Origin of the sequence: Clostridium sp. N3C, assembly GCF_900095445.1 — a bacterium.
Lineage (GTDB): Bacteria > Bacillota > Clostridia > Clostridiales > Clostridiaceae > Clostridium_AU.
Map to the genome: position 1 here is coordinate 55030 of NZ_FMJL01000006.1, position 25516 is coordinate 80545.

At 32.1% G+C, this 25516-nt stretch carries 21 protein-coding genes and 1 riboswitch; of the genes, 1 reads left to right on the top strand and 20 read right to left on the bottom strand.

Going from position 1 to position 25516, the window contains the following annotated elements; translation table 11 throughout:
* Window positions 1–141: 141 nt before the first annotated feature.
* The 16 genes from N3C_RS04025 to N3C_RS04100 form a co-directional block, all read right to left on the bottom strand.
* The gene (locus N3C_RS04025; RefSeq protein ID WP_083604405.1) at window positions 142–2073 is read right to left on the bottom strand and encodes a methyl-accepting chemotaxis protein; all 1932 of its coding nucleotides are present in this window, start codon (window positions 2071–2073) and stop codon (window positions 142–144) included.
* Between the two features lie 462 nt (window positions 2074–2535).
* Window positions 2536–4068 (bottom strand): glutamine-hydrolyzing GMP synthase, encoded by a 1533-nt coding sequence (gene guaA, locus N3C_RS04030; RefSeq protein ID WP_074364782.1) that lies wholly within the window; start codon window positions 4066–4068, stop codon window positions 2536–2538.
* Window positions 4069–4087: 19 nt separating this feature from the next.
* Window positions 4088–5542, bottom strand: coding sequence for an IMP dehydrogenase (gene guaB / locus N3C_RS04035; protein WP_074364783.1), 1455 nt, complete (start codon window positions 5540–5542; stop codon window positions 4088–4090).
* 117 nt (window positions 5543–5659) lie between these two features.
* A riboswitch (purine riboswitch) is annotated at window positions 5660–5757 on the bottom strand.
* A 127-nt stretch (window positions 5758–5884) separates the two neighbouring features.
* Window positions 5885–6652 carry a prepilin peptidase gene (locus N3C_RS04040; protein WP_143312593.1) on the bottom strand — a complete coding sequence of 256 codons (768 nt, stop codon included), beginning with the start codon at window positions 6650–6652 and terminating at the stop codon, window positions 5885–5887.
* A gap of 158 nt (window positions 6653–6810) precedes the next feature.
* Entirely contained in the window at window positions 6811–7239 is a 429-nt protein-coding gene (locus N3C_RS04045) for a prepilin-type N-terminal cleavage/methylation domain-containing protein (protein ID WP_074364785.1), read from the bottom strand.
* A gap of 169 nt (window positions 7240–7408) precedes the next feature.
* On the bottom strand, window positions 7409–9223 hold the full coding sequence (locus N3C_RS04050) for a carboxypeptidase regulatory-like domain-containing protein (RefSeq protein WP_074364786.1): 1815 nt from the start codon (window positions 9221–9223) through the stop codon (window positions 7409–7411).
* 104 nt (window positions 9224–9327) lie between these two features.
* Window positions 9328–10746 carry a hypothetical protein gene (locus tag N3C_RS04055; protein WP_074364787.1) on the bottom strand — a complete coding sequence of 473 codons (1419 nt, stop codon included), beginning with the start codon at window positions 10744–10746 and terminating at the stop codon, window positions 9328–9330.
* Between the two features lie 9 nt (window positions 10747–10755).
* On the bottom strand, window positions 10756–11595 hold the full coding sequence (locus N3C_RS04060) for a type II secretion system protein (protein WP_074364788.1): 840 nt from the start codon (window positions 11593–11595) through the stop codon (window positions 10756–10758).
* A 4-nt stretch (window positions 11596–11599) separates the two neighbouring features.
* A complete protein-coding gene (locus N3C_RS04065) occupies window positions 11600–12124 on the bottom strand; it encodes a type II secretion system protein (protein WP_074364789.1) in 525 nt (174 codons plus the stop codon).
* 8 nt (window positions 12125–12132) lie between these two features.
* Window positions 12133–12885, bottom strand: a complete 753-nt coding sequence (locus N3C_RS04070; protein WP_074364790.1) for a hypothetical protein — start codon at window positions 12883–12885, stop codon at window positions 12133–12135.
* 1 nt (window position 12886) lies between these two features.
* Window positions 12887–14431: a pilus assembly protein PilM gene (gene pilM, locus N3C_RS04075; RefSeq protein ID WP_074364791.1), complete on the bottom strand. Its 1545-nt coding sequence runs from the start codon at window positions 14429–14431 to the stop codon at window positions 12887–12889.
* A 404-nt stretch (window positions 14432–14835) separates the two neighbouring features.
* Window positions 14836–15258 carry a type II secretion system protein gene (locus tag N3C_RS04080; protein WP_074364792.1) on the bottom strand — a complete coding sequence of 141 codons (423 nt, stop codon included), beginning with the start codon at window positions 15256–15258 and terminating at the stop codon, window positions 14836–14838.
* 46 nt (window positions 15259–15304) lie between these two features.
* Window positions 15305–16528: a type II secretion system F family protein gene (locus N3C_RS04085; protein ID WP_074364793.1), complete on the bottom strand. Its 1224-nt coding sequence runs from the start codon at window positions 16526–16528 to the stop codon at window positions 15305–15307.
* A 12-nt stretch (window positions 16529–16540) separates the two neighbouring features.
* On the bottom strand, window positions 16541–18235 hold the full coding sequence (locus tag N3C_RS04090) for a GspE/PulE family protein (protein ID WP_074364794.1): 1695 nt from the start codon (window positions 18233–18235) through the stop codon (window positions 16541–16543).
* Between the two features lie 443 nt (window positions 18236–18678).
* Window positions 18679–20301, bottom strand: a complete 1623-nt coding sequence (gene groL, locus N3C_RS04095) for a chaperonin GroEL (protein WP_074364795.1) — start codon at window positions 20299–20301, stop codon at window positions 18679–18681.
* Between the two features lie 31 nt (window positions 20302–20332).
* Window positions 20333–20617, bottom strand: coding sequence for a co-chaperone GroES (locus N3C_RS04100; RefSeq protein WP_074364796.1), 285 nt, complete (start codon window positions 20615–20617; stop codon window positions 20333–20335).
* Between the two features lie 370 nt (window positions 20618–20987).
* Here N3C_RS04100 and N3C_RS04105 point away from each other — a divergent pair, with 370 nt between their 5' ends.
* Window positions 20988–21680, top strand: coding sequence for a TIGR01906 family membrane protein (locus N3C_RS04105; RefSeq protein ID WP_178377760.1), 693 nt, complete (start codon window positions 20988–20990; stop codon window positions 21678–21680).
* On the opposite strand, the gene N3C_RS04110 is transcribed toward N3C_RS04105, so the two are convergent.
* The 4 genes from N3C_RS04110 to N3C_RS04125 all read right to left on the bottom strand — a co-directional run bounded on the left by N3C_RS04110 (window position 21681) and on the right by N3C_RS04125 (window position 25516).
* Entirely contained in the window at window positions 21681–22436 is a 756-nt protein-coding gene (locus N3C_RS04110; RefSeq protein ID WP_083604408.1) for a TVP38/TMEM64 family protein, read from the bottom strand.
* A 178-nt stretch (window positions 22437–22614) separates the two neighbouring features.
* Window positions 22615–23520: a DNA-3-methyladenine glycosylase family protein gene (locus N3C_RS04115; protein ID WP_074364797.1), complete on the bottom strand. Its 906-nt coding sequence runs from the start codon at window positions 23518–23520 to the stop codon at window positions 22615–22617.
* A gap of 103 nt (window positions 23521–23623) precedes the next feature.
* On the bottom strand, window positions 23624–24472 hold the full coding sequence (locus N3C_RS04120) for a 3-hydroxybutyryl-CoA dehydrogenase (RefSeq protein WP_074364798.1): 849 nt from the start codon (window positions 24470–24472) through the stop codon (window positions 23624–23626).
* Window positions 24473–24514: 42 nt separating this feature from the next.
* Window positions 24515–25516 carry an electron transfer flavoprotein subunit alpha/FixB family protein gene (locus N3C_RS04125; protein WP_074364799.1) on the bottom strand — a complete coding sequence of 334 codons (1002 nt, stop codon included), beginning with the start codon at window positions 25514–25516 and terminating at the stop codon, window positions 24515–24517.

Here is a 25516-nt window from a genome sequence, read left to right on the forward strand (position 1 = left end):
AGATATATAGAGTACTCTATAACTCTAAAATTTTATAATTTCCTAATCAAAAAAGACTACAAGTATCAGATCTAGAAGACTTTTTCTAGATTGTACTTGTAATCTTAGTCTTTAAAGTGTTGTACACCATCGAAAATTTTATTATAATTTAAAATTATTTACTTGTTTAATCATCTCTTTAGCCATATCTTTTAAGCTAGCCACTGTAGAGAATACGTCCGCAGCAGTTGCGCTCATTTCTTCTGATAAAGCTGCTATTTCCTCTGATGAAGCTGATGTTTCTTCTGAAATTGCAGATGTACTTTCTACTCTATCTAAAATATTTTCCTTTTCTTCATTTATATTTTGGGCAAAATAGTTTGCATTGCTTATTTCAGGAATTATATTTTCAATTTCAATAACAATTTCTTTAAAGGATTTTATTGTTGCATTTATTCCTATTAATTGATTATTCAATTCAGCTTTCATATTGTCACTATTTTTTAAAATAACACCTGTATCATAAGTAATATTACCTAATAATTGAGCAATTTTATTAGCAGAATTTTTGCTTTGCTCGGATAATTTTCTTATTTCATCCGCTACTACAGCAAATCCTTTACCCGCTTCTCCTGCTCTAGCCGCTTCAATTGCTGCATTTAGTGCTAGTAAATTTGTTTGTTCTGCAATGCTATCTATCAAATTCGTAATTTCATTTACTTGATTTACATTTTGGCCTAAAACACTAAGCTTGTCTCCAAATTCTTTAAAAGTTGTACCTACACTTTCTACTGATAGAACTAATCCACTCATTTTTTTATTTCCTTCACTTGCAATTTGATTAATGAAATTAGCTTTTTCTTGTATATCCGTTAATGTTGTTGTCATTGTTTCAACTGCTTTTGCAAAACTTGAAAGTATATTAGTTACATCTATCAGATTTTGTGACTGTTGTTCTGTTCCTTTAGAAACTTCTTGAGCTGCATTTGCAACATCTTCTGATGATTTAGCTACAGATTCAGCAACCTCATGTAAATTTTCCGCTTTACTATTAACTGCATTAGAATGATTTTGTACTATTGATAACATTTCTTTTAGTGATGACTGCATTGTTTTAGTGGATTTAGCAATTTCACCTACTTCACCACTAATATTTAAATATTTTGAATCCATTTCTACTGAAAAATCACCATTTCCCATTAATTGTAGATGCTTAGCAATGTCAATTATAGGATTTGCAATTTTTCTAGCAATAAGAATTGTTATTATTATGCTCAATATTGAAAAAATTAAAATAAATAAAATGGTTATCATTCCTATGCTTTTAGCACTACTCATAAATTCACTTGTTTCTACAAAACATATATATGTCCAATCTAAACTTGAACCTGAATTTGAAGGTTTTTGAACGGTTATATGATAATTATTACCATCTGGCATTTTAATCTCCAAAGAAGTATTGTCAGTATTAGTAATATCTAATTTACTTATATTTAATTCCTCTACCTTTTTTGAAATCAAGCTTGTATCTTTAGGATGGGCTAAAATATTACCATTTTTATCTGCTACAACAATGTATCCATTCCTTCCTATATCAATATTTCCAATCATTTCTGTAAGTTTATTAAGGTTAACATTCAAAGCTATAACACCTTTAATATCGCCATTAGGCCCCTTCAATGCTAAAAGGCAAATAATATCTATAGCACCATTTGAAGAAAAATAAATATCACTAAAAATAGGTTGATCGGGACTTTGAAGTGCTAATTTATACCAATCCCTTGTTCTAGGATCATATCCATTTGATCTAGGTGAAGCCGGATATAGAAGATAGCCACCATTTTCTTCAAGTCCGATTCCTACACTTGTTATTTCTGGATGCGCATCTTTAAAATTTTTAAAATAATTGTAAACGTTTGCTTCGTAGGGATCATTTTCAAGGGGTGTCATTTGAACTTTGCCAGAAGGATCTTCTTTTTCAACATATGAAGTTATTCTTGAGTCTGCCTCTTGAATAAGAGCACTTTGAGCTAACATGATGGTATCTTCTTTAATTAATTCTAGATAATTTTCTATACCGCTATTTACATGCATTATCTCCTTATGAATAGAATTTGTATAATCTTTTTTTTGTTTGGTTAACTACTTTTGCATAAGTAATTATACCCATTAATAACAATGAACTTAAAGTCAAAGAAACAAAGCTAAATATTAATTTGCTTTTAATACTAGAATTAAAGTTTAGCACTTTTTTCACTTGCTTGTTCTCCCCCTTCAAATGAATTTTTCTTCTATATTTTATATTATATCATATAATTTAATTGTACTACAAAGTTCTACATTTTTCTTGATTATATGATATTCATGTAAAATGACAAATTTAATTTCATATAAGGTATATTTGCTCACCATTTTTAACATTACTAATATATTTCTAGCAAAATGAGCAAAAAAGTAATTTAGATATATTTACAATATGTAAATATCTAAACTACTTTTTTTAATGCCAAGTTATTATTAAACTAATTGTTTTTAATGTTTTTCTTATAATACATTCTATTCCCACTCAATAGTTGCCGGTGGTTTACTTGTTATATCATAAACTACTCTATTTACTCCCTTAACCTCATTTACGATTCTTCTTGATACCTTATCCAATACCTCATATGGTATATGAGCCCAATCGGAAGTCATTCCGTCGGAGGAGGTTACCGCTCTGAGAGCTACTGCATGGCTATAGGTCCTCTCATCACCCATTACCCCTACGGATTGAATATTAGGCAAGCAAGCAAAATATTGCCATATCTTTCCTTCTAAACCAGCCTTAGCAATTTCCTCTCTAAAGATAGCATCTGCTTCCCTAGTTATAAATAGCTTTTCTTCTGTAACTTCACCTAATACTCTAATTGCAAGGCCTGGGCCTGGGAAAGGCTGTCTCCATACTAGTTCATGAGGTATACCTAATTCCTCACCAACTGCTCTTACTTCGTCCTTAAACAATTCTCTTAATGGTTCTATAAGCTCAAAATTCATATCTTCTGGAAGACCGCCTACATTATGATGGCTCTTTATAGTAGCAGAAGTATTGGTTCCACTCTCTACTACATCAGGATAAATTGTTCCCTGTACTAGATAATCAATTTCTCCTAATTTATTAGCTTCCTCTTCAAAAACTCTAATAAATTCTTCACCGATGATTTTTCTCTTCTTCTCTGGTTCAGTAACACCCTTTAATTTATTCAAAAACCTTTCTTGTGCATTTACCCTTATCAAATTCATATCAAATTGTTCTTTAAATACTTTTTCTACTTGGTCTCCTTCATCCTTACGCAATAGACCATGGTCCACAAAAATACAGGTCAGCTGCTTTCCTACAGCTTTGTGTACCAATACTGCCGCTACAGAAGAATCTACACCGCCAGACAAGGCACATAAAACCTTCTTATCTCCTACTAATGCCTTAATTTCCTCTATCTTTGATTCTGCGAAGGATGCCATAGTCCAATCACCTTTTAAATTGCAAACACCAAATAAGAAGTTTTTCAGCATATCCTTACCGAAAGGAGTGTGTTCAACTTCAGGGTGGAACTGTACTCCATATATTTTTCTTTCATCGTTGGACATAGCTGCTGTTGGACATTCTTCTGAGTTAGCTATTACTGTAAAGCCTGTAGGAACTTTGGATACATAGTAAGTATGACTCATCCAGCACTGATTCGCTCCTTCTATGTCCTTAAACAATACACTTTGACCAGATAAATTCACCTCAGTTTTACCATACTCTCTTCTTTTGGAGCTCTTTACTTCTCCCCCAAGGAGATGTGCAATTAACTGATGTCCATAACATATGCCTAATATAGGAATATTTAGTTCAAAGAGCTTAGGATCTACTGTAGGAGCTCCTTCTTCAAAAACACTATTAGGACCTCCTGTAAATATTATCCCCTTTGGATTTTTATCCTTTATCTTATCCAAGGAATAAGTATAAGGTACTATTTCACAGTATATTCCGCACTCTCTTACTCTTCTAGCAATAAGCTGATTGTATTGTCCGCCAAAGTCTATTATTAAGACCAATTCCTTATCCATATTGTTTTTCCTCCGCTCCTTATTGGTTTACACTGTAATTTGGGGCTTCTTTAGTAATTACTATATCATGAGGATGACTTTCTCTTAAACCTGCAGAACTCTGAACTACAAAAGTAGCAGTTTCAGTCAATACCTTAAGATTTTCTGCTCCTAAATATCCCATACCAGATCTTAATCCACCTATAAGCTGATAAATAGTCTCTGAAACAGCACCCTTATAAGGTACTCTTCCCTCTACACCTTCTGGAACAAGCTTTTTATTACCTTCTTGGAAATATCTATCCTTGCTACCACAGTTCATAGCACCAATAGATCCCATTCCTCTATAAACCTTATAGCTTCTACCTTGATAAATTTCTATTTCACCTGGTGCTTCTTCACATCCAGCAAACATGGAACCCATCATTACTACAGAAGCTCCTGCTGCTAAAGCCTTAACTATATCTCCAGAATACTTAATTCCTCCATCAGCGATTACTGGAACACCATATTCCTTAGCTACTTCTGCACAGTCCATTACTGCTGTCAATTGAGGTACACCTACACCAGCTACTACTCTAGTAGTACAGATAGAACCTGGACCAATTCCAACCTTTATACAATCTGCTCCTGCTTCGATTAAATCTCTAGCAGCCTCTGCAGTAGCAATATTACCAGCTATAACCTGTAAGTTAGGATAAGCTTCTTTAATTCTTCTAACTGCATCTATTACACCTTTAGAATGTCCATGAGCAGTATCCACTACAACAACGTCTACCGATGCCTTAACTAAAGCATGGATTCTATCCATCATATCACCAGTAACTCCAACAGCAGCACCACATAATAGTCTACCTTGAGCATCCTTAGCCGCATTAGGGAACTTAATAGCTTTTTCTATGTCCTTTATAGTAATTAATCCTTTTAAATTATTATCTTTATCTACTAAAGGAAGCTTCTCTATTTTATGTTTCTTTAATAATTCCTTAGCTTCTTCAATAGTAGTGTTTTCTGGCGCTGTTACAAGTCCTTCCTTTGTCATTACTTCAGAGATTTTTTTAGAATAGTCTGTTTCAAATACAATGTCCCTATTTGTTATTATACCAACTAACTTACCGTTGCTTGTAACAGGTACTCCTGATATTCTATATCTGCTCATCAATTGAAGAGCTTCTTCAATAGTGTTTTCTGGTGAAAGATAAAATGGATCTGTTATAACTCCATTTTCCTGACGCTTAACCCTGTCCACTTCTAAAGCTTGGGCTTCTATAGACATATTTTTATGAATAATACCAATGCCACCTTCTCTTGCAATAGCTATAGCCATTTTAGATTCAGTCACTGTGTCCATGCCTGCACTCATAATAGGAATGTTAAGTTTTATCGTTTTTGTCAAATTAGTATTTAACTTAACCTCCCTTGGTAGTATTTCCGATTTGTTGGGTACCAATAAAACATCATCAAAGGTATAGGCTTGCTTTAAGATTTTAGCCATGCAAAACAACATCCTTTCTATATAGTAACTTATTTTAAATAACCTTTTTCATTAATTTTCCATATACGAAAAAAGCATATTAGTTTTCACTATAGCGAAAATTAATATGCTTTAACAACAAAATTAACCCTCACTTATAGTCGGAAATTTACGGCTTCCGGTAGAAACTCCCATCCATATTATGGGTATATATAAGTAATTCATATTATAACTTTTATTCAATTTTATACTTTCTTAAATTGTTATTTAATATTTTAGTTCATAGTGCATAATTTGTCAATTGCCTAAAAGCTAATAAAACGTTATCAAGAAAATATTATTATAGATTGAATGTAATGTAATTTATCCAAGCAAGCAACAAGTATACCAATTAAATATTTGCTCTCCAAAAAGCAATGCAACTAAGGCTCCAAGTGCTATATAAGGGCCAAAGGGTATATAATCTTTACGTGACTTTTTCTTAGTAGCTATAAGAATTATTCCAACAATTCCTCCAATAACAAAGGAAAAAAACAGCATAACTATACTGCCTTTAAAGCCTAAATACAGCCCTGCCAAAGCACAAATTTCTACATCTCCATGTCCCATACCTTGAGTTAAAACGACAATTGCTGCAATTACTCCACCACCTATCAAGGCTCCATATATACCATCCAAAAAAGGCTTGTCTAAAAAATAAGCTACTATAAGAAATATTAATCCACAAATTATTCCAGGCCAAGTAGTAATAGCATAAACATCGGTGGTATCATGATCTATTAGCCCTATTACAATAATAAAACTTGTCAATACTGCAAATTTAAAAAACTCAAAGGCTAGTCCAAATTTTAAGTATAAAACAGTAAAAATAAGGGCAGTCATAAATTCTACTATAGCATATCTAGGTGATATTTTACTTCCACAATATCTACATTTACCACCTAAAAATATATAACTAAATACAGGCACTAAATCGAAAACCTTTAATCTAGTATTGCACTTTGTGCAGTGAGAAGGCGGAAAAATAATGGACTCTTCTCTAGGGATTCTGTATATGCATACATTATAAAAGCTTCCTAATAGCAATCCTATTATAAAAATATATACAGCAAAAAAATCAAAAGATAACATATTTACCTCCATATCAAAAAAATTGAAGTTATATCTCTATATTCTAATTATAACTTTAAAATCCTTCCTTTTCTATACTTTATCTAGTTCTTTCCACATGAATCAAAATATTATAAGTGTAAAATATGGATGTATAAACACCCATATTTTACCTTTTCTTATTTCTTAATTATTACTGAATTTCCTATCTTACTACCAGTATTATCTACTCCATATAGTTCATATTGACTTCCATTTACAATCACAACCACACTACCTGCTACATCACCAGGACTTGCTTCTCCAGATTGCCTCACAATTACAGCTTTAGCGCTATTATCTAGAGGATTTTTTAAAGCATCATCACCAGTAAAAGCAGTATTAATTGCTCCTCCTAACTCCGTAGCATTATTTATAAATCTAGCCCCAGTCCTTACTTCTAAAAATGATCTAACAGCATTTACATTAGTTGATACACCAATAACCTTGGCCTCCGTTCTAGCTGCTCCTGCCCTAGGTATAAGAACAATAGCTAATATAGCAATTACAGCCAGCACAATCATAAGTTCAATTAGGGTAAAGGCCTTCTTTACTCCCGATTTGCTCATAAAAATTTCCTCCTTAAATTAAAATATACTTCAATTATTGACAATTCCTTGAGCAATATTCAGGAGTTTTAATTATTCTATTATAATAAAAGGATAAATTACTTAAAATTAATATTTGCAAAAAGGAAACTGAAGACATTTTCGTCAACAGTTTCCTTATATAGTTCTATTATCTGTCCTTTAATGGTACATTCCATTGCAAGTTTGATTCACCATATGCAGTACCAATATTACCGGCCTTATCTTTAAATCTGAAAGTATATCCAAACTTAAGATAACAGGTTACAGCTTTACCATCTTCACTGATTGTTGCCACCTTTACCCCTGCTAGATAAATATTTGATCCTATTACATTATAAGTATTGTTATCATATTCTACTGTACTTCCCGGTGCTATGATTTCTGAATCTTCCTCATCTAATATAAGCTTTAAAACTGGTTTTGAAGGATCTGAATAATCTACAATAACTTTACCTGTTGGAGGATCCTTATCAATATTAGTTATTTTCTTTTCTGCTATACCACTCTCTAATTCTACAGTTTTATCATCTTCTACCTTTCTTTTTTCTTTAGATTTAGCTTCTATCTTACAGTTCTCTGACACCTTAAAAGGTCCTGTATACTCCTTCCATTCCCCTCCATCTATTCTGTACACTCTTTCAACATGACCCTCAGCATAGGTAATAGTTACTTCTACATCTATATTAGTTGGTTCTTCTGTGCTAACAGATATTACAGGAGTATTAGGTGATGATAAGTTAACAAGTCCTATATCCTGATTAACTTCTTTTCCTGCTATAAGAGTCTCTATAGTAGCACTTCTTGTAGCATAACCATCTTTTTCAGCTGTAACTATAACTTGTCCTGCTGGTACTTTATCAGAATAATATTGTCCTTTGCTATCAGTTATTATAGGATCTTTAACTCCGCTGATGCTTACCTTTGCACCAATAATAGGTTTAGATTTATCAATGTCTAGTTTATCCCCTACATATTTAGCTTCATATACTCCACCTTTTACCCTTCCATTATTAACTGTAAATTCATCTTTTTTGTTTATAAGTAACCTTACAAAGTCAATGGCATAACCATCACCAGTATCATGGTCTGGGTCATCAATCTTTATTCTAAGTCCTGAACCACCATATCTTATGAAGTCTAGCTTATCTTCCGGTACTACTAAAGTGATTAATTTTCCAATAGGACCGTGTTGGTCTAGATTATTAATAACCCTTTCAAAGCTAGAAAATCTTTCAGATACAGTTTTTTTATCTTTTCCCTCTCCTATATCATAGCTCATGGTAACCTGGTATTGGTTATAACTAAGTTGTGAAAACCCACCTCTTCCAAGGTTACGAACTATCTCTCCATTTGGTTGCCTATCCCATTTTTCTGGTTGGATATCATCTACAAACATTTCGATGTAAGCATTTTTAACTTCTAGACCTTTTAAATCATATTGAATAGTTACAGGTCTAACCTGTGTATCAAATTGTAAATTTGCAAAGGTAGTTTCTGTATATCCATCTCTTGTAGTCTTATTTGCCAACTCATTTTGCAACTGCCACTGCAAATCTCCTCGCCACCATAAACTTGCACCAAATCTTTTTATATAATCTTGATATATTATATGTCCTTTATATCCACTCACAACCATAATCCTATCAGTACCATCAGGATCATCAGCTTCAGGGCTATAAGGGTACCTATGAACCTCAGTTTCTTTACCACTAAAGGGATTTATACCTCCCCATGACATTCCAAAATTATCTATGTCTCCAACCCTCACCATCAAATCTGCCTCGTCGGTGTTCCATAAAGTAACCTTTGGTGCTGACCAATCACCATTATTCTTATCTAGACTTTTATTTCCATTTGTATTTAGAATTTTAGCTTCAATGCCTAAATTAGGTTGAAATATAAAACTTGAAGCTAACACTAAAAAGATAATAATGATTGTAATAGCCTTCTTTGCACGCTTCATATATTCTCCCCCTCCTTTTCTAATCATTTATTTATAACATAATGCACTTGTACTAACTTAATTTTGATAATTAAAATATTAAGCTTTCCATTGCAATATTCACTCTACTCCTGCTCCCATTTTACTACTCTAAATTGAAGATAATCACCATAATTTGCTATGTTCTTTAATAAATATTCACTTATTGCTCCCTTATTTGCGCTCTTAAAGTCTGTTAAATATCTGTTACCAACTATCTTTTTAGATGATTGTCTAGTATTTATACCATTAAAAAGGACATTCCCTCCCTTCAACTCTATCTTTTGAGCAAATATACTGCTATTATAAAAATAAGCGTCTCCTTCAAAGGTAACTTTACCGCTACAATAAATAACGTAGTTATTATAAGCAAATTCTTTATCATCTTCGATAGTAAGATTTCCATCAATCAATAGTACCTTATAAAATTCTCCAAATCTCATAATAACCTCATCTCCTAAGTGAGGATATAAGGTACGAAGTTTATTTATGATAACAGGATAAAGGCCTTCCACATCACCTTTTCTATTTCTTCCATTAATTAAATGTTGAAAGGAAACAGGCCCACTATTACTTCTAACTTTATAAGTAACGGTATTTTGAACATCCATAAGTGTATCGCTATTGTCTACAGTTAAAAATTCTAAAGAATTGTCATCGATAGGATTTCCATCCCCTATATAATTAGCCAGTGGTTTTCCTCCGTTACTGGTTATATTTAATATTGGGCAAAAGTAAAGATAATCAGCATTTCTACTTGTCCATTCTTCAAAATCAGAGTCTTCAATTGCCTCAACTCTACTTATTCTGTTTTCAGCCTCTACAAGGCCATTTGATTGAAATTCTATTTTTTTAGGTGACTTTAGAAAAATTTCGCCTTCATCCATCTCAAAACTACTTGGATTCAAGGTAACGGTCCCTTGAAGTAACATATTACCACTAGTTTTTAAATTAACAGCGTCATTAATTTTAAAAGAGCTTTCTATAGCACCTCCATAGATTAATGGTTCTTTTGGAGCTGTAGTGAAAGAACTCTTAAAGATCCTTTCAAAATATTCGTTATATATAGAATCCATATCTATATAAACTGTTGTTTTTAATATTCTACCTACAGCTACATTACCTTCTTCTAAGTATTGAGCCCTTGCCTCAATTTTTAAGCAATTTACCTTTCTACCAGTAGGTGCATCCTCAAAATTTTCCACCTTGGATAATGAGGTTTCTATATGTATCCCTTCATAGTTTTCATTTACTTTACTAATACTTGCTAGATTATATTTAGAGCTATCCACTAATACTATTGGATTTTTCATAATATAATCTTTTAAATAAACATACTGTTTCTCTATGGCACTTTCTGATTTTAACTTCAGCTGTTCTAACTTCTCTTTTTTTATGGAACTCTTGTAGCTAGTGGATGCCAAAGTTACCATTGCTGCTGCCAGCAAAGTTAGTATAAACATTGCTTCAATTGCAAGCAAAAGAGCATATCCTTTTCTTTTCATTATAACCTCCTAAGATTGTGTAAAAACATACACATCAGAAGAAATTTCTTTAATATTACCTTCATCTTCCGTCTTTACATATACGCTGGTCAACTTATTTTCCTTTTGATTTCTTATAACCTTAGCTTCTTTTACATATTTCATTAATGTAGTAGTACTTTCTACTTCTGCATCATAGGTATAATGTCTTTCTAGTTCAACCTTATAATAAATTTTATTTATATCATGAACTGTACTTACAAAAAGAAAGGTTTCATAAGCAAAATTATCGTAATATAAAAACTCATTTTGGTAATTAATTAAATCCGCATCTTTTAGATATGGTGAAACTGGGTTAATAGTAAGATCTAGCACTACATTTTTCTTATCCATCTTACATTTCTCAAAGACAGCTTCATCTACATACTCTTTATCATAATCCTCATCGCCATCTTCTTTCTTAATCTTTTTTGCCTTGTAACTATTTTGAGTAACTCCATTCTTAAAAACTATTTTTTGAAGATCATATTTACCTTCACCACTTGGAGCCATCACATACATATATCTTTCATTATTAAAAGATTCTATATAAACTACCGCTTTGCCACCACTAGGTATTAGCTTATTTAAATCATCTACAGCTTCTATTTCTTCAGAATCCAAATAGGTTCTACAGTTCTTTAAATCATTGCTAATCATTGAAATATAGGTTTTTGCTTGCTCTGTAGCATTAGAGCGTTTAGTTTCATTATCACTCATCCTGTATAACGAAGATATTACATTAAATATTAAACTTAACACTATAGGAGTAAGAGCCAATACCACAATAAGCTCTATAAGAGTTACCCCTTTTTTCTTAATTATTAACATAAGGCTAACCTCCTATATAAAAGGATGAGTGTGATTTATATTTACCATCATTAAGTAAGTCCCACACCGTAACGTCTATCTCATAGACAGAATAATTATCAGTATCACTTTTTTCTTTTATAGTTACTAAAGCTCCATATTTTTCTCCATCACTTTTAGCTTTACAGCTTTCAAAATCACCTGCACTATCAAATTTGAACTTAAAATCTCCATCATCCTTCTTTAGTGCTCCTTCAAAATAAGGAGTTATTTCTCTATTATCATTAAAATAAATATAAAAACTCATAGTGCTACCTGCAAAAGTTCCAGTGGCCTTATATATATCTTTTAAGTAGCTTCTACCTCTATTTTTAATATTCTGACTAATAGATAAATTAAAAGTATTAACATCCAGTTTATTATTAGAAATCTTCCACATTCTAGAGGAAGCAGTTACAGCTATGGTTACCGCTTGTAAGCTAAGTAAAATAATAGCTACAGCTGCTATTAACTCTACAATGGTAAAACCTTTTTTCTTTATAACGGCCACCTCCCACTTTAGTTAAAAAGATCGTTACCTGTACCAACAGGAATATTTATTTCGTAATCCATATTCTTTTTATCTTCTTCATCTCCTGTAACATAATAATAATTAATTACTAGAGCTGCACTAACTTTATCCCCTACTTCTCCACCATCAGAGCTCATTTTCTTAGCAACATTAATACTTTTTACTTCATTTATTCTAATATTATTTTTTGCTGTGTCAGGAACATCAATGGATAATTCACTTACACTATCATCATTTTCTTCCTTTTCAAAATGTTCTAAATGATAAATGTACTTCATTATATCAAGATAACTTCCTTCCATATTAACAGTTACAGGTACTAACTTTAATTGGCCCTTTTCATTTTTGCTTTCATTTTTACTTTCATTATTCTTTTTATCATTACCAAGGGATACATCAACTGCTTCTCCATAAGCTGTACTTAGAATCTTTACATTAAAGGCTTCTGCACTTGAATTTAAAAAGCTTTGAATTTCAGGATCTCTTAGTTCTATAGGTAAGGACTTCTTAAATGCTTCATATTTTTCTTTTAATTCCTCTATAGATTTTTTCATAGCTTTATTGCTTTTTTCCATAAGCTCTAACTTATTAAAAGTTGTCCTATTTTCCTCTATTTGATATTTTGTATCTATAATATTATCTAACAGTGGGGTAAGTAAAAATTGATAATAAGCAACAAGCACAATTAAAAAACCAAGTCCTATAAGCAATAACTTTTCATTCTTAGAAAGATTTTTCATTCTATTCACCTCTAATTACTATAGTAAAGGTATAGTTCTGATCTTTTAATTTAACATCTTTAATTTTACAATTCCTATATTCATCAGACATTTGAAGCATAGCTGTCATAGCTGAAATAGATTCATAATTTGCCGTTACTGCTGATATAGTATATTCTACTCCGTTACACACCACCGATTGAAAAGTAACATCTTCAGGTTTAGAATTCTTTAAATTGTATACTTTCTCAGATAATATTTCCTTACTATTAGTTAGCAAGTCAACCTTATCAATATAGTTGGCATATTCTCTTTTCTCTTTAGTAAGTCTAATATTTTCTTTTTGCACCTCAGACTTGCTTGCAATCTTTTTTTCCAGGTCCTTGTTAATATTTTTAACATACATGTAATAACCAAATATTACGGCATTTGCAAAAACCACAAGTAAAGCTGTTATTATAGCTGCTTTTGCAATCTTTTTTGAAATTTCCATGTGTGACTTTGATTTTTTCATATTGTCAGGAAGCAAATTCAAACCATGGGTTTTGTCCCTAAGCAACATTCCTAAACAGTTGCTATAAAATCTAGGGTCAAAACCATAAGGAACCTCCATATTCAAATACAAGTCTTCCATTGAGTTAAATGCTTTAGCCTCTGCGCCTATAGATTGTTTTACATACTTTTCTATTCCATAAACCTCACAACCTGCTCCAAGTAACAATACATAGTCTAGCTTCTTTTCGTAGTTTCCTCCCCTATAAAAGGTTGTAACTTTTTGTAGAGTCTCCATCAAATTATCAAACATTAATTTGACTTTTCCCTCAGCACTATAGTCAGCTTCAGCTTTAAGCAAATTAAACTTGGTAATAAATTTTTCATGATACTTTTCAGGATCCTCAGTAAAATTAGAAGCAAAGGCTTCTGCCATTTGACTAACCCCAATAGGAATTTCTCTTTCAATAAACAGGCTACCTTTGTCCAATATACTTATACTTGTACTCATAGCACCTATGTCCAATATACCTATACTCTCAAGATTTTTATTATAATCATATAAGCCGGAAAAAACCCTTGCAATAGAATTAGCAGCTACATCTATGGCCTTTACTTTTAACTCCAAAAGGCTTGCTAACTTTACATATTTGTCAATCTTCTTTTTAGGAGCAGCTGCTACCATAAGTTTGTAAACCTTATCACTTTTAAAGCTAGTGATATTTGTAATCTGATAATCTATGTAATAATCAGAAACCAATTCTGGTAAATACTGAGTTATTTCCCATACAACCGCTTCATCAAGCTTATCTATTCCCATTAATGGCATTTCTATATGTCTAATAACTATATCTCTACCTCTTATTACAAAAGAAACATCCTTTGTAGTAACGTTTCTTTTTTTCAAGATTGACTTAATTAAATCACTTAGAACATTAATATCCTGTAATCCATCCTTAAAAACTGCCCCTTTAGGTGTCAATTCTTTATCATAGCTTAAAACCTTACTGCTATTTCCAACAATAATTTTGGTGTACTTACTACCAATATCTATGGAAATAATTTCATTACTCAATGCTTTACACCACCTTTACTTGGATCATATAAATCTTACTTTTCAATGGATAATTGATATATGTAAATTGCTAATCTTGTACTTAAATATTAGTTAAGTATATTAACAACTTTTTTCAAACTCTTATAAATCATTAATTCTTTCTTCAATAATTAATTACTTATTAACCTTTCAATTAAAATTTAATGTAAAATAGCTATATATTTTTTCTAATAGTAAGATTTATGAATTCTCTATTTTTTTATTAATTATAAGTTTGTAGTCCTTAATATATAATAATTGCTATGAACTTAATTTAGGTAAACTCTTTTCCATTAAATTTTTATCTTTTGCCTATATTTAAAAGTTACTAGTATGATAAGGATTCTAACCAAATCCTTATCATACTAGTAGTAGATAATCAACTATGAACCACTTCCTTCGCCTTCACTTTTAGTTTTGTCCCATTCTATAGTACCATCGGATTTTACTTTAAATTTTCCAGCGGCCATGTCATCTAACTGTGAAACTTTGGTATCTTTAAGTTTTTCATAAATATCGCCACTTTCCTTTATTACCGGTGTACTAACTTCACTATTTATGCTTTTTAATGCTTCTTCTACTGTGTCCTCCCCTTTTATCTTGTCAGAATCTGTCTTATCCGCATTATATGCCTCTACTGCGTCTAATATAGTTTTTGCACTTTGTTGATATGTAGACTTTCTTGCTTTTTCCTGATATCCTGAAATTCTAGGAACCAGTACTATAGCTAATATAGCTAATATAGCTATAACTACAATTAGTTCTACAAGTGTAAAACCTTTCTTTGCTTTTTTAAATTTTTTCATTATAACTCCTCCTTATTTATATAAATTTTAATTTTAAACAAATAAATCAAATCAAGAAATTAAGCTTAATTATGCTTCCTAAACTATCATAGCTTTCAAATATAGGTAGCATTATTGAAATTATTATGAACCCTACAACTATAGCCAAGAATATTATTATAAGTGGTTCAATCATTGTAGTCATTTGTGTCATAGCATTTTCTGCTTCCTTGTCATAGAAGACTGCAGTCTTTCCTAGTACATCATCTAAGGATCCAGATTCCTCACCAATTTTTATCATTTGAATCAGCATAGTTGAAAAAACTCCTTTTGCCTTTAAGGAAGTACTTATAGCAACTCCCTTTTTTACATCCTCAATGGCTTGTTCTAGTAAAGACTCCAAATACTTATTACCTAATATCTTTGATGAAATAGACATACTTTCTATAACGGATAAACCGCTATTTAAAAGCATACCAAAGGTTCTGGCAAACTTAGCTTGGGCAATTTTTAGGGACAACTTACCATATACAGGAATTTTTAATTTAAATTTATCCCATCCAATATTTCTTTCATTCTTTTTACCTACCTTAAAAAGCGCAATCAATGCCCCTAAAGCTAATAAAATTATGTACCAATAATTCTTCATAAAATCGCTCATGCCCAAAAGCATTTGGGTTGCTAGAGGTAATTTTTCAGGTTCGTCCATCATTGATCCAAGAAGCTTTGGGAGAACAAATATTATCAAAAGATTTACTACTATAACAGCCACTATTGCAATAATTATAGGATAGCTCATGGCTTGTTTCACTTTTTGAACCTGTGCATATTCCTTGTCATAATAATCTGCCATTCTTACCATGATCTCATCCAAGTTACCACCAGCTTCTCCAACGGAAACCATATTAACAAGCATCTCAGGAAAGACCTCCTGATTTTTCATGGCTGCTGATAAACTTCTACCTTTTTGCACATCATCATATAGAATAGCAATGGCTTCAGCAAGTTTTTTATTGCCCGTTTCATTCTTAAGAATTTCCAAGGCCTTTACAATATTCATACCGGATAAAAGAATATAGGAAAACTGTCTGCAAAATACTGCAATATCCTTGGTTTTTACTGAAGTAAACTTTCTTAAATCAATATCTCCCTTCCCTTCTTCCTTTATCATTAGTGGATAATAATTCATAGACCTTAATGCTGCTCTAACAGCATTTTCATCTACCGCGTCTAACTTTCCCTTTTTAGTCTCACCATTAAGTAGTTTAGCTTCGTACTGAAAAATTGGCATCTATTTCACCTCCTATTCCTTTACAAAAGCTGTTCGAATAAGTTCATCAATGGTAGTCTTACCTCTAAGCACAAGGTTTTTGCAGCCTTTTCTAATAGTTTTCATTCCATTCTTTATAGCTGCCTGCTTAATTTCTTCTACATCTGCTTTTTTAGTAATAAGATCCCTAATCTCTTTTGTAACCTCTAATATTTCATAGACTCCTAATCTTCCTGAATAGCCTGTATCTTCGCATTTTATGCAACCTGTTCCACGATACAGTTTTATATCTAAATCAGTATCTACTCCAAGAATCTTTTTTTCATAATCTGAAGCAGTATACTCCTCAATACAATGTGGACATATCTTTCTTACTAAACGTTGAGCTATAATACCAACTACAGAACTAGCAACCAAATAAGATTGAATTCCCATGTCCATTAACCTCACTACCGTTGATGGTGCATCATTGGTGTGCAAAGTACTTAAAACAAGATGTCCTGTTATTGCAGCCCTTATAGCTATCTCTGCGGTTTCGCTGTCTCTAATTTCGCCTATCATAACAATATCAGGATCTTGTCTTAAAATTGAACGTAAACCAGAAGCAAAGGTTAATCCTGCCTTTACGTTAACATTCACTTGATTAATACCTTCAAGCATGTATTCTACCGGATCTTCAACGGTTACAATATTAACATCATCTTTATTTAGTTCTTTTAATATAGAGTATAATGTTGTAGATTTACCGCTACCGGTAGGTCCTGTAGCTAATATAATTCCATAGGGAGCTTGAATGATTCTTTCTAACTTCTCCAAATCATCTTCTTCCATTCCTAATTGCTCTTTAGTTATGTTGAAATTGTTGGTATTTAATATTCTAATAACAACTTTTTCTCCATGTATAGTAGGTAGTACAGATACTCTCATGTCGATTTCTTTTCCATCGGACTTCATCTTAATTCTGCCATCCTGAGGTATTCTCTTTTCAGCAATATTTAAATTAGAAAGTATCTTTATTCTAGTTACTAAGGATGCTAAAGAATCCTTTGCTATTCTTTGTTTTTCATAAAGCTGACCATCTATTCTATATCTAATTTTTACGTAATTTTCGAAAGGTTCTATATGTATATCGCTAGTTCTTGCCTTTATGGCATCTTTCAAAATAGAGTCTACCAATTTTACTATAGGAGCATTATTGATTTCCTCTTCCGCTATGGCTTCCTTTACCTTTTTTTCCTCTGAAGCTATCTTGTTTTGCTTAGAAAGCTCTTCTGCAGCCATGGCAACATTTTGCCCAGAATAATATTTATCTATAGCCTTATTAATTTCCGACTTAGTAGCTATAAATATTTGCACTTCGCAGCCAGATGTAATGCTAACATCGTCTGCAGCAAAGAAATTCAAGGGATCATGCATAGCTACGCTCAAAACGTTTCCATCTAATTGAAAAGGTATTAAGGTATACATTTTAGCTATATTAATTGGTACTTTCTTTATTACTTCCTTATCGATAACTATTCCATCTAAATATACTCGGCTAAATCCTAGTTGAATTTGAAGAACTTCAAATATTTCTTCTTCAGTAATCAAACCTTCATCAATTAAAACTTCTCCAAGCTTCTTTTTGGTACTTTTCTGCTTATCTAAAGCCTGTATTAGCTGTGCTTCTGTAATTTTTCCACTATCAACTAGGATGTCCCCTAATTTCTTTTTATAAGCTGAAACCATATGCCATTCCCCTATCAATATAAAGTGACTACCAAGAAAAATTATATTATAAGCAAAGATACATTATAGTATTATTTGTTAAATTTTAAAAATATAACCTTATACTATAATTATAATTCAAAATATATTTTTCAATAAATTTTGAATTATTTTCCTATTAATGATTATCTATTAATTATTTCCTTATTATATATTTTACCATAAAAAAAGTTAATCAACTTAAAAAATAACGATTTTTATGCATGTTTTTTACCCTAATAATCGACATACTTAAACAACTTTAACAAGATAATTAATATAAATAAACATTCCTCATAACTTATGTCTTGTTTATACAACTATTATAAGTACATGTATTTAATAGTACTATTAGCCATATAGCTACATAAAAAAAGAAACCCTTAATCATCTTCAAGATGATTAAAGGTTTCTTTTTATTTATATTAGTACATTCCGTCCATTCCCATTCCTGCACCAGGTGCTGGCTGGTTCTTTTCTGGAATATCTGCTACTACTGCTTCTGTTGTTAAGAATGTAGCGGCTACAGATGCAGCGTGTTGAAGAGCACTTCTAGTAACCTTAGTTGGGTCTACTATACCAGCTTTTAACATATTTACATACTTATCATGTAAAGCGTCGTAGCCTACCCCTGGTTCACTATTTCTAATCTTTTCTATAATTACAGAACCTTCAACTCCAGCGTTAGCTGCAATCTGTCTTACAGGTTCTTCAAGAGCTCTCTTAATTATATTGATACCAACCTTAATATCTGCTTCTTCAGAATCAAGTTTTGCAACTTCGTTGATAACATTGATGAATGCAGTTCCACCACCAGGAACTATACCCTCTTCTACAGCTGCCTTTGTAGCTGCAAGAGCGTCTTCTATTCTTAATTTCTTTTCTTTAAGTTCAGTTTCTGTAGCTGCACCAACTTTGATTACAGCAACTCCACCAGCAAGCTTTGCTAGTCTTTCTTGAAGCTTTTCTCTGTCAAAGTCAGAAGTAGTTTCTTCTATTTGTCTCTTGATTTGAGCTACTCTATTTTTGATTTCAGCCTTGTCACCTTTACCATTAACTATTGTAGTGTTTTCCTTTGAAACTTTAACACTTTCAGCAGTACCAAGCATGTCTAAAGTAACTTCTTTTAAGTCTTTTCCTAATTCCTCAGAAATTACTTCTCCACCAGTAAGGATTGCAATATCCTGAAGCATTTCCTTTCTTCTGTCGCCAAAGCCTGGAGCCTTAACAGCAACACAAGTGAAAGTTCCTCTTAACTTGTTAACTACTAATGTAGCTAAAGCTTCGCCTTCAACGTCTTCAGCTATGATTAATAGCTTCTTACCTTGCTGAACGATTTGTTCAAGTATTGGAAGTATTTCTTGTATGTTAGAGATCTTCTTATCAGTGATAAGTATATATGGATTATCTAGGTTAGCTTCCATCTTATCTGTATCAGTAGCCATATATGGGCTTACATAACCTCTGTCAAATTGCATACCTTCTACTACATCTAATTCTGTTCCCATGGACTTGGATTCTTCTACAGTTATAACACCTTCGCTGCCTACTTTTTCCATAGCATCTGCTATAAGCTTTCCGATTTCATCATCTGCAGCAGAAATAGCAGCTACTCTTGATATATCTTCCTTACCTGCTACTGGCTTAGAAATCTTTTTGATTTCTTCTACAGCCTTATCTACTGCCATCTTTATACCGTTTCTTACCATCATTGGGTTAGCTCCAGCAGTTACGTTCTTTAATCCTTCTCTTATAATAGCTTGAGCTAATAAAGTTGCAGTAGTTGTACCGTCTCCAGCTACATCGTTAGTCTTTGTAGCAACTTCCTTAACAAGCTGAGCTCCCATGTTTTCATATTGATCTTCTAATTCAATTTCACGAGCAATTGTAACACCGTCATTTGTAATTAATGGTGCACCGAATTTCTTATCTAATACTACATTTCTTCCCTTTGGTCCAAGAGTAACCTTTACTGTATCAGCAAGAATATCAACACCCTTTTGCATTTTTCTTCTTGCTTCTTCACCTAATATAATGCTTTTAGCCATTCTTTATTCCCTCCTATACTACTATATTTTATTATTCTACAACGGCTAGAATATCCTCTTGTCTTACTATAGTGTATTCTACTCCGTCTAATTTAACCTCTGTACCAGAGTATTTGGAGATTATAACCTTCTCGCCAACTTTAACTTCCATTTTGATTTCTTTACCATCTACAATTCCACCAGGACCAACAGCTACAACTTCCGCCTCCTGTGGTTTTTCTTTTGCACTGCCAGGAAGCACTATACCGCTTTTAGTAGTTTCCTCAGCTTCTAATTTCTTTAATACAACTCTGTCACCAAGTGGTCTAATGTTCATTTAAACCCCTCCTTAAGTTTTATTTATGTATTATAAAACCCGAAATCTAACTTTGTCTTGGGTTTTTATACTATTTCCTTTTTGATTGTTAGCACTCCTTAACGTTGAGTGCTAATACAATTATTATAATAATTAAACTGGCTTTTATTATCAAATGTTGAATACCTAATAAAAGCCACATTATTATCAATTTGCTGTGATTTTCTAAATTAATCTTCCATTTGTACATTATTTCTATTATTTTCTTTTTTTATACTTAATTCTTAGTAAATATTTCATACTATATAGAAATTATAAAATTACCTTGTTAATTAAGACTATTTTATATACAATAAGTATGGCTAACTATCCAAAACAGGGAGGTAAAATTATGTATACTATGACTTTAGGCTACAAAAAAAAATCAAGTGGTAGCTGGATATTAAATTCCTTAACAGCATTGTCTATTGCCTTTTTTTTAATCAGCTCTTCTGTAAAACTAATTTTAAATTCTAAGTTCTTATATTATTTTGATATAGATTATCTAAAAATAGCAGAAAACTATAATATGGATAAGTCTACTATAAAAAATAATTATGACATTCTTATAAATTACATAAGGGATAAAAATATAGAAGAACTTAATTTACCGGACTTTGAAATGTCTCCTGAAGGAAAAATTCATTTTGAAGAGGTCAAAAATATATTTATATATATAGACTATTTGTTTTACATAACTTTAGCCCTAAGTGTAATTTTTACAATCATCCAATTAATAAAAAGGCATACTACATTTTTAAAGATTGCATCTATAGCTTTAATAGCCTTGCCTATAATTTTGGCTATTCCATTTGCTATAAACTTTGATGCAACCTTTACCCTTTTTCACAAAATATTTTTTAACAACGATTATTGGCTTTTTGATCCAGATTTAGACCCAATAATAAATATATTGCCTCAAGAATTTTTTATGCATGCTGCTCTAGGTATTCTATTATTACTTATTATATTTAGTATTATTTTATATGTAATTTACAGATGTCTTAATAAAGGTAGAAATAAAAATTCTTATATTTTCCACTAATTATTTTTCAACCTTAAAATCCTTTAATAAATCTTTACCTTTAATACCGCCAATATAACATAATATAATTAAGGATATGGCAATGAATACTAGCAAGTGTTTATTGCCATTATATATTCCAGCGCCAAAACTTGCAGATATTACAATAGCCGGTATTCTTCCTATCATAGAAGCTACTAAAAAATCTTTTAACCTCATATCAGTAATACCAGCAATATATGCTATAGCATCCTTAGGAAAGCCAGGAATAAAGTAAATAAAAAAAACCAACAATCTAATTCTTCTAATATGCTCTTTACTGGTTTCTCTCCCTCTGTTTAATACCCCTCTAAATTGCTCCAACTTCTTTGCAGAAATAATAGTACTTAAAAAGGGCACCCCAAGCTTACGAGCCAACAAAAACACTACAATGCTTCCTAATAATATGCCTATTATAGATATAATAGAACCTACTACTACACCATAGATATATCCTCCTGCAGCCTGAAGAAATTCTCCAGGAATAAAAAATACCACTACCTGAAGAAATACTAAAGCTGTAAAAACTAAAACACCTGCTCCCTGAAAACTTTCTATTAACTTTTTTATATCTTCTGGACTTGTTAAGCTATAGCTATAATTTTGAACAAAGATATAAATTCCTGAGGAAAGTAATCCTAATACAATACCAATTATTATTTCATACCTAAAATAATAAACATAGTTTAAAGGAAAAAATAATCTTGAAGCCTTGCTGTGTTTATCATAATTCTCCATAATGTTCCTCCACCTTTCATAATTTGGTTTTAGTATTCCACCATAATCTTGTAATATAACTTTTTTTATCAATTACTTTTTAAAATTTAAAGCTTGTGGAGGATATATTTTAGAAATTTGTGCTTTAAAAAAAGATAACACCTTTAATAATGTTAAGGTGTTACCTTTTAAAGTGAATTTAATCGATTTTTATATTATTTTCTCTAGCATAGTAAAATAAATATTGCTGAGCAAAACCTGACATATGCCCAAACTTTTCTCTAGCAAAATCTCTGATTTTTTTCAGTGATAAATCCGGAGCGGTATAGAAATGCATCATGGCTCTTTTTACCCAAACGTCTACAGGGAAGGCGCTTATTTTATTCATAGAGAAAAGCATTATACAGTCTGCTACCTTAGGTCCTATTCCATTAAATTGTTGTAAGGCTTTGTGACAATCATCATCTACCATATTTGCAATATTATATATATTGTAGTTTTCAAATCCTTCTACTCCCTTTAGACTGTTATAAATCTTTGATACCGTATCCTTTACATACTTAGCTCTAAAGCCTAATCCACAGGATTCTAACTCCTCTTCTGACACTGTAGCTAGTTTTTCTGGACTTGGAAAAGCATAATAAATAACTCCATTATATTCTATTTGCTCTCCCCATCTTCTACTTATATTTTCAATGCATCTTTTGATCATTGGAATTCTATTATTGGCAGAAATAATAAAGGAAATTACAATTTCAAAGGGCTCCTGCTTTAATATTCTTATTCCATAACCAAAATCTACAGCTTGCTTTAATAGAGGATCCTTGCTCAGCTCTTCCTTTATTTCAGAGTAATTTCTCTTTAAATCAAAATATTCACACCATATATTATAAAAGTCTTCTTCAGTACTGTTATATATAATAACATCCTTACCTTCCTTTACCACCTCTATAACCTTACCATAAGCAACTCCAATAAAGTCATTATCACTTACCTTATTCCACCTAAAGCATTGACCACATTCAAAGATATGAACAGGATCAAAATTTTCTACATCTTTAATTATTAGATAGTTATCTTTTACTTCTATATCTTTATAGTCCAAATGTACCTTCTCCTTTTGTTTATGATCTTATTTCTTTATTATTAATAATAGTATATCACTTCTAAATGAAAAAAAGCAGCTTTTAAGCTGCTTTTTAGGTAAACTATTTTGTATAATCGTAGAATCCTTTTCCGCTCTTTCTTCCAAGGTATCCTGCTCTAACGTACTTCTTAAGTAATGGATTAGGTCTGTATTTTGGATCTCCAGTTTCCTTATAAAGTACTTCCATTATAGCAAGAACTATATCGTTACCTATAAAGTCTGATAACGCTAATGGTCCCATTGGGTGGTTAGCACCAAGCATCATAGCCTTATCGATATCTTCTACACTAGCAGTGCCTTCTGAAAGAACTGTAATACCTTCGTTAATCATTGGTATTAATATTCTATTAACTACAAATCCTGGAGCTTCTGCTACTTCTACAGGTTCCTTACCTATAGCTATAGATATTTCCTTAACCTTGTCAAAAGTCTCCTGTGAAGTTGCTATACCTCTGATTACTTCAACTAATTTCATAACAGGAGCTGGATTAAAGAAATGCATTCCTATAACCTTATCTGGTCTATTTGTAGCAGTTGCAACTTCTGTTATTGATAAGGAAGATGTATTTGACGCTAGAATAGTCTCAGCCTTACAAATCTTATCTAATTCAGCAAATATGGACTTCTTGATTTCCATATTTTCAACTGCAGCTTCTACTACTAAATCGCAGTCTTCAGCTAAATTCATGTCAGTAGTTCCAGTTATTCTTGAAAGAATTTCAACCTTAACCTCTTCTGTTATCTTACCCTTTGCTACCAGCTTTGAAAGATTCTTATCTATTCCGTTAATACCTCTCTCAACAAATTCGTCCTTAATATCCCTTAATATAACCTCATAACCCTTAGTGGCAAAAGCCTGAGCAATACCTGCTCCCATAGTACCAGCGCCAAGAACAAAAATCTTTTCCATTATATTTACCTCCTATTTAATTTAATTGTCCATAGACAATTACTATTTCTCACCTTTTAACTGAGCTATTAATTCAGGTACAACTTTGTATAAGTCTCCTACTATAGCAAGGTCTGCAATCTTCATTATTGGAGCATTTTCGTCCTTGTTTATAGCTATTATATAATCTGAATCCTGCATACCAGTTAAGTGCTGAATTGCTCCAGAGATACCACAAGCAATGTAAACCTTTGGCTTAACAGTTTGACCAGTCTGACCAACCTGAGCATGCTTATCTATCCATCCGTTATCTACAGCAGCTCTGGAACCTGCAACAGTTCCTCCTAATACATCTGCTAATTGCTTAAGAAGTGTAAAGCCTTCTGCCTTTCCAACTCCTCTACCACCGGATACTATAAATTCAGCTTCTCCGATATCAACAACATCCTTAATTTCTTTAACAACTTCTACAACCTTTGTTCTGATATCATCTTCTTTTAAATCAACCTTTACATTTTCAATAGTTGCAGTTCTAGCTTCATCCTTTGCTAATTTTGCGAAAACTCCAGGTCTAACAGTTGCCATCTGTGGTCTGTGTTCAGGGCAAGCAATTGTAGCCATTAAGTTTCCACCAAAAGCTGGTCTTGTAGCCATTAGGTTTCCAGTGCCTTCTTCTACATCTATAGAAGTACAGTCAGCAGTTAAACCTGTAGTTAATCTAGCTGCTACTCTAGGACCTAAATCTCTTCCAATATATGTAGCTCCTATGAAAAGTATTTCAGGCTTTCTTTCTCTAACAAGGTCACAGATAACCTTAGCATAACCATCTGTAGTATAATTATTCAATAATTCATGATCTGCCACTAGAATTTCATCAGCACCATATGCCACTAATTCATTAGCTAGATTTGCTACATTATTTCCTAGAAGTAGAGCAGTAAGCTTTACTCCTAATTTATCTGCTATCTTTCTTCCTTCCCCTAAAAGCTCAAGAGATACTTTTTGAAGTACGCCTTCTCTCTGCTCTGCAAATACCCAAACGCCTTTGTAATCTGCTAAACTCAT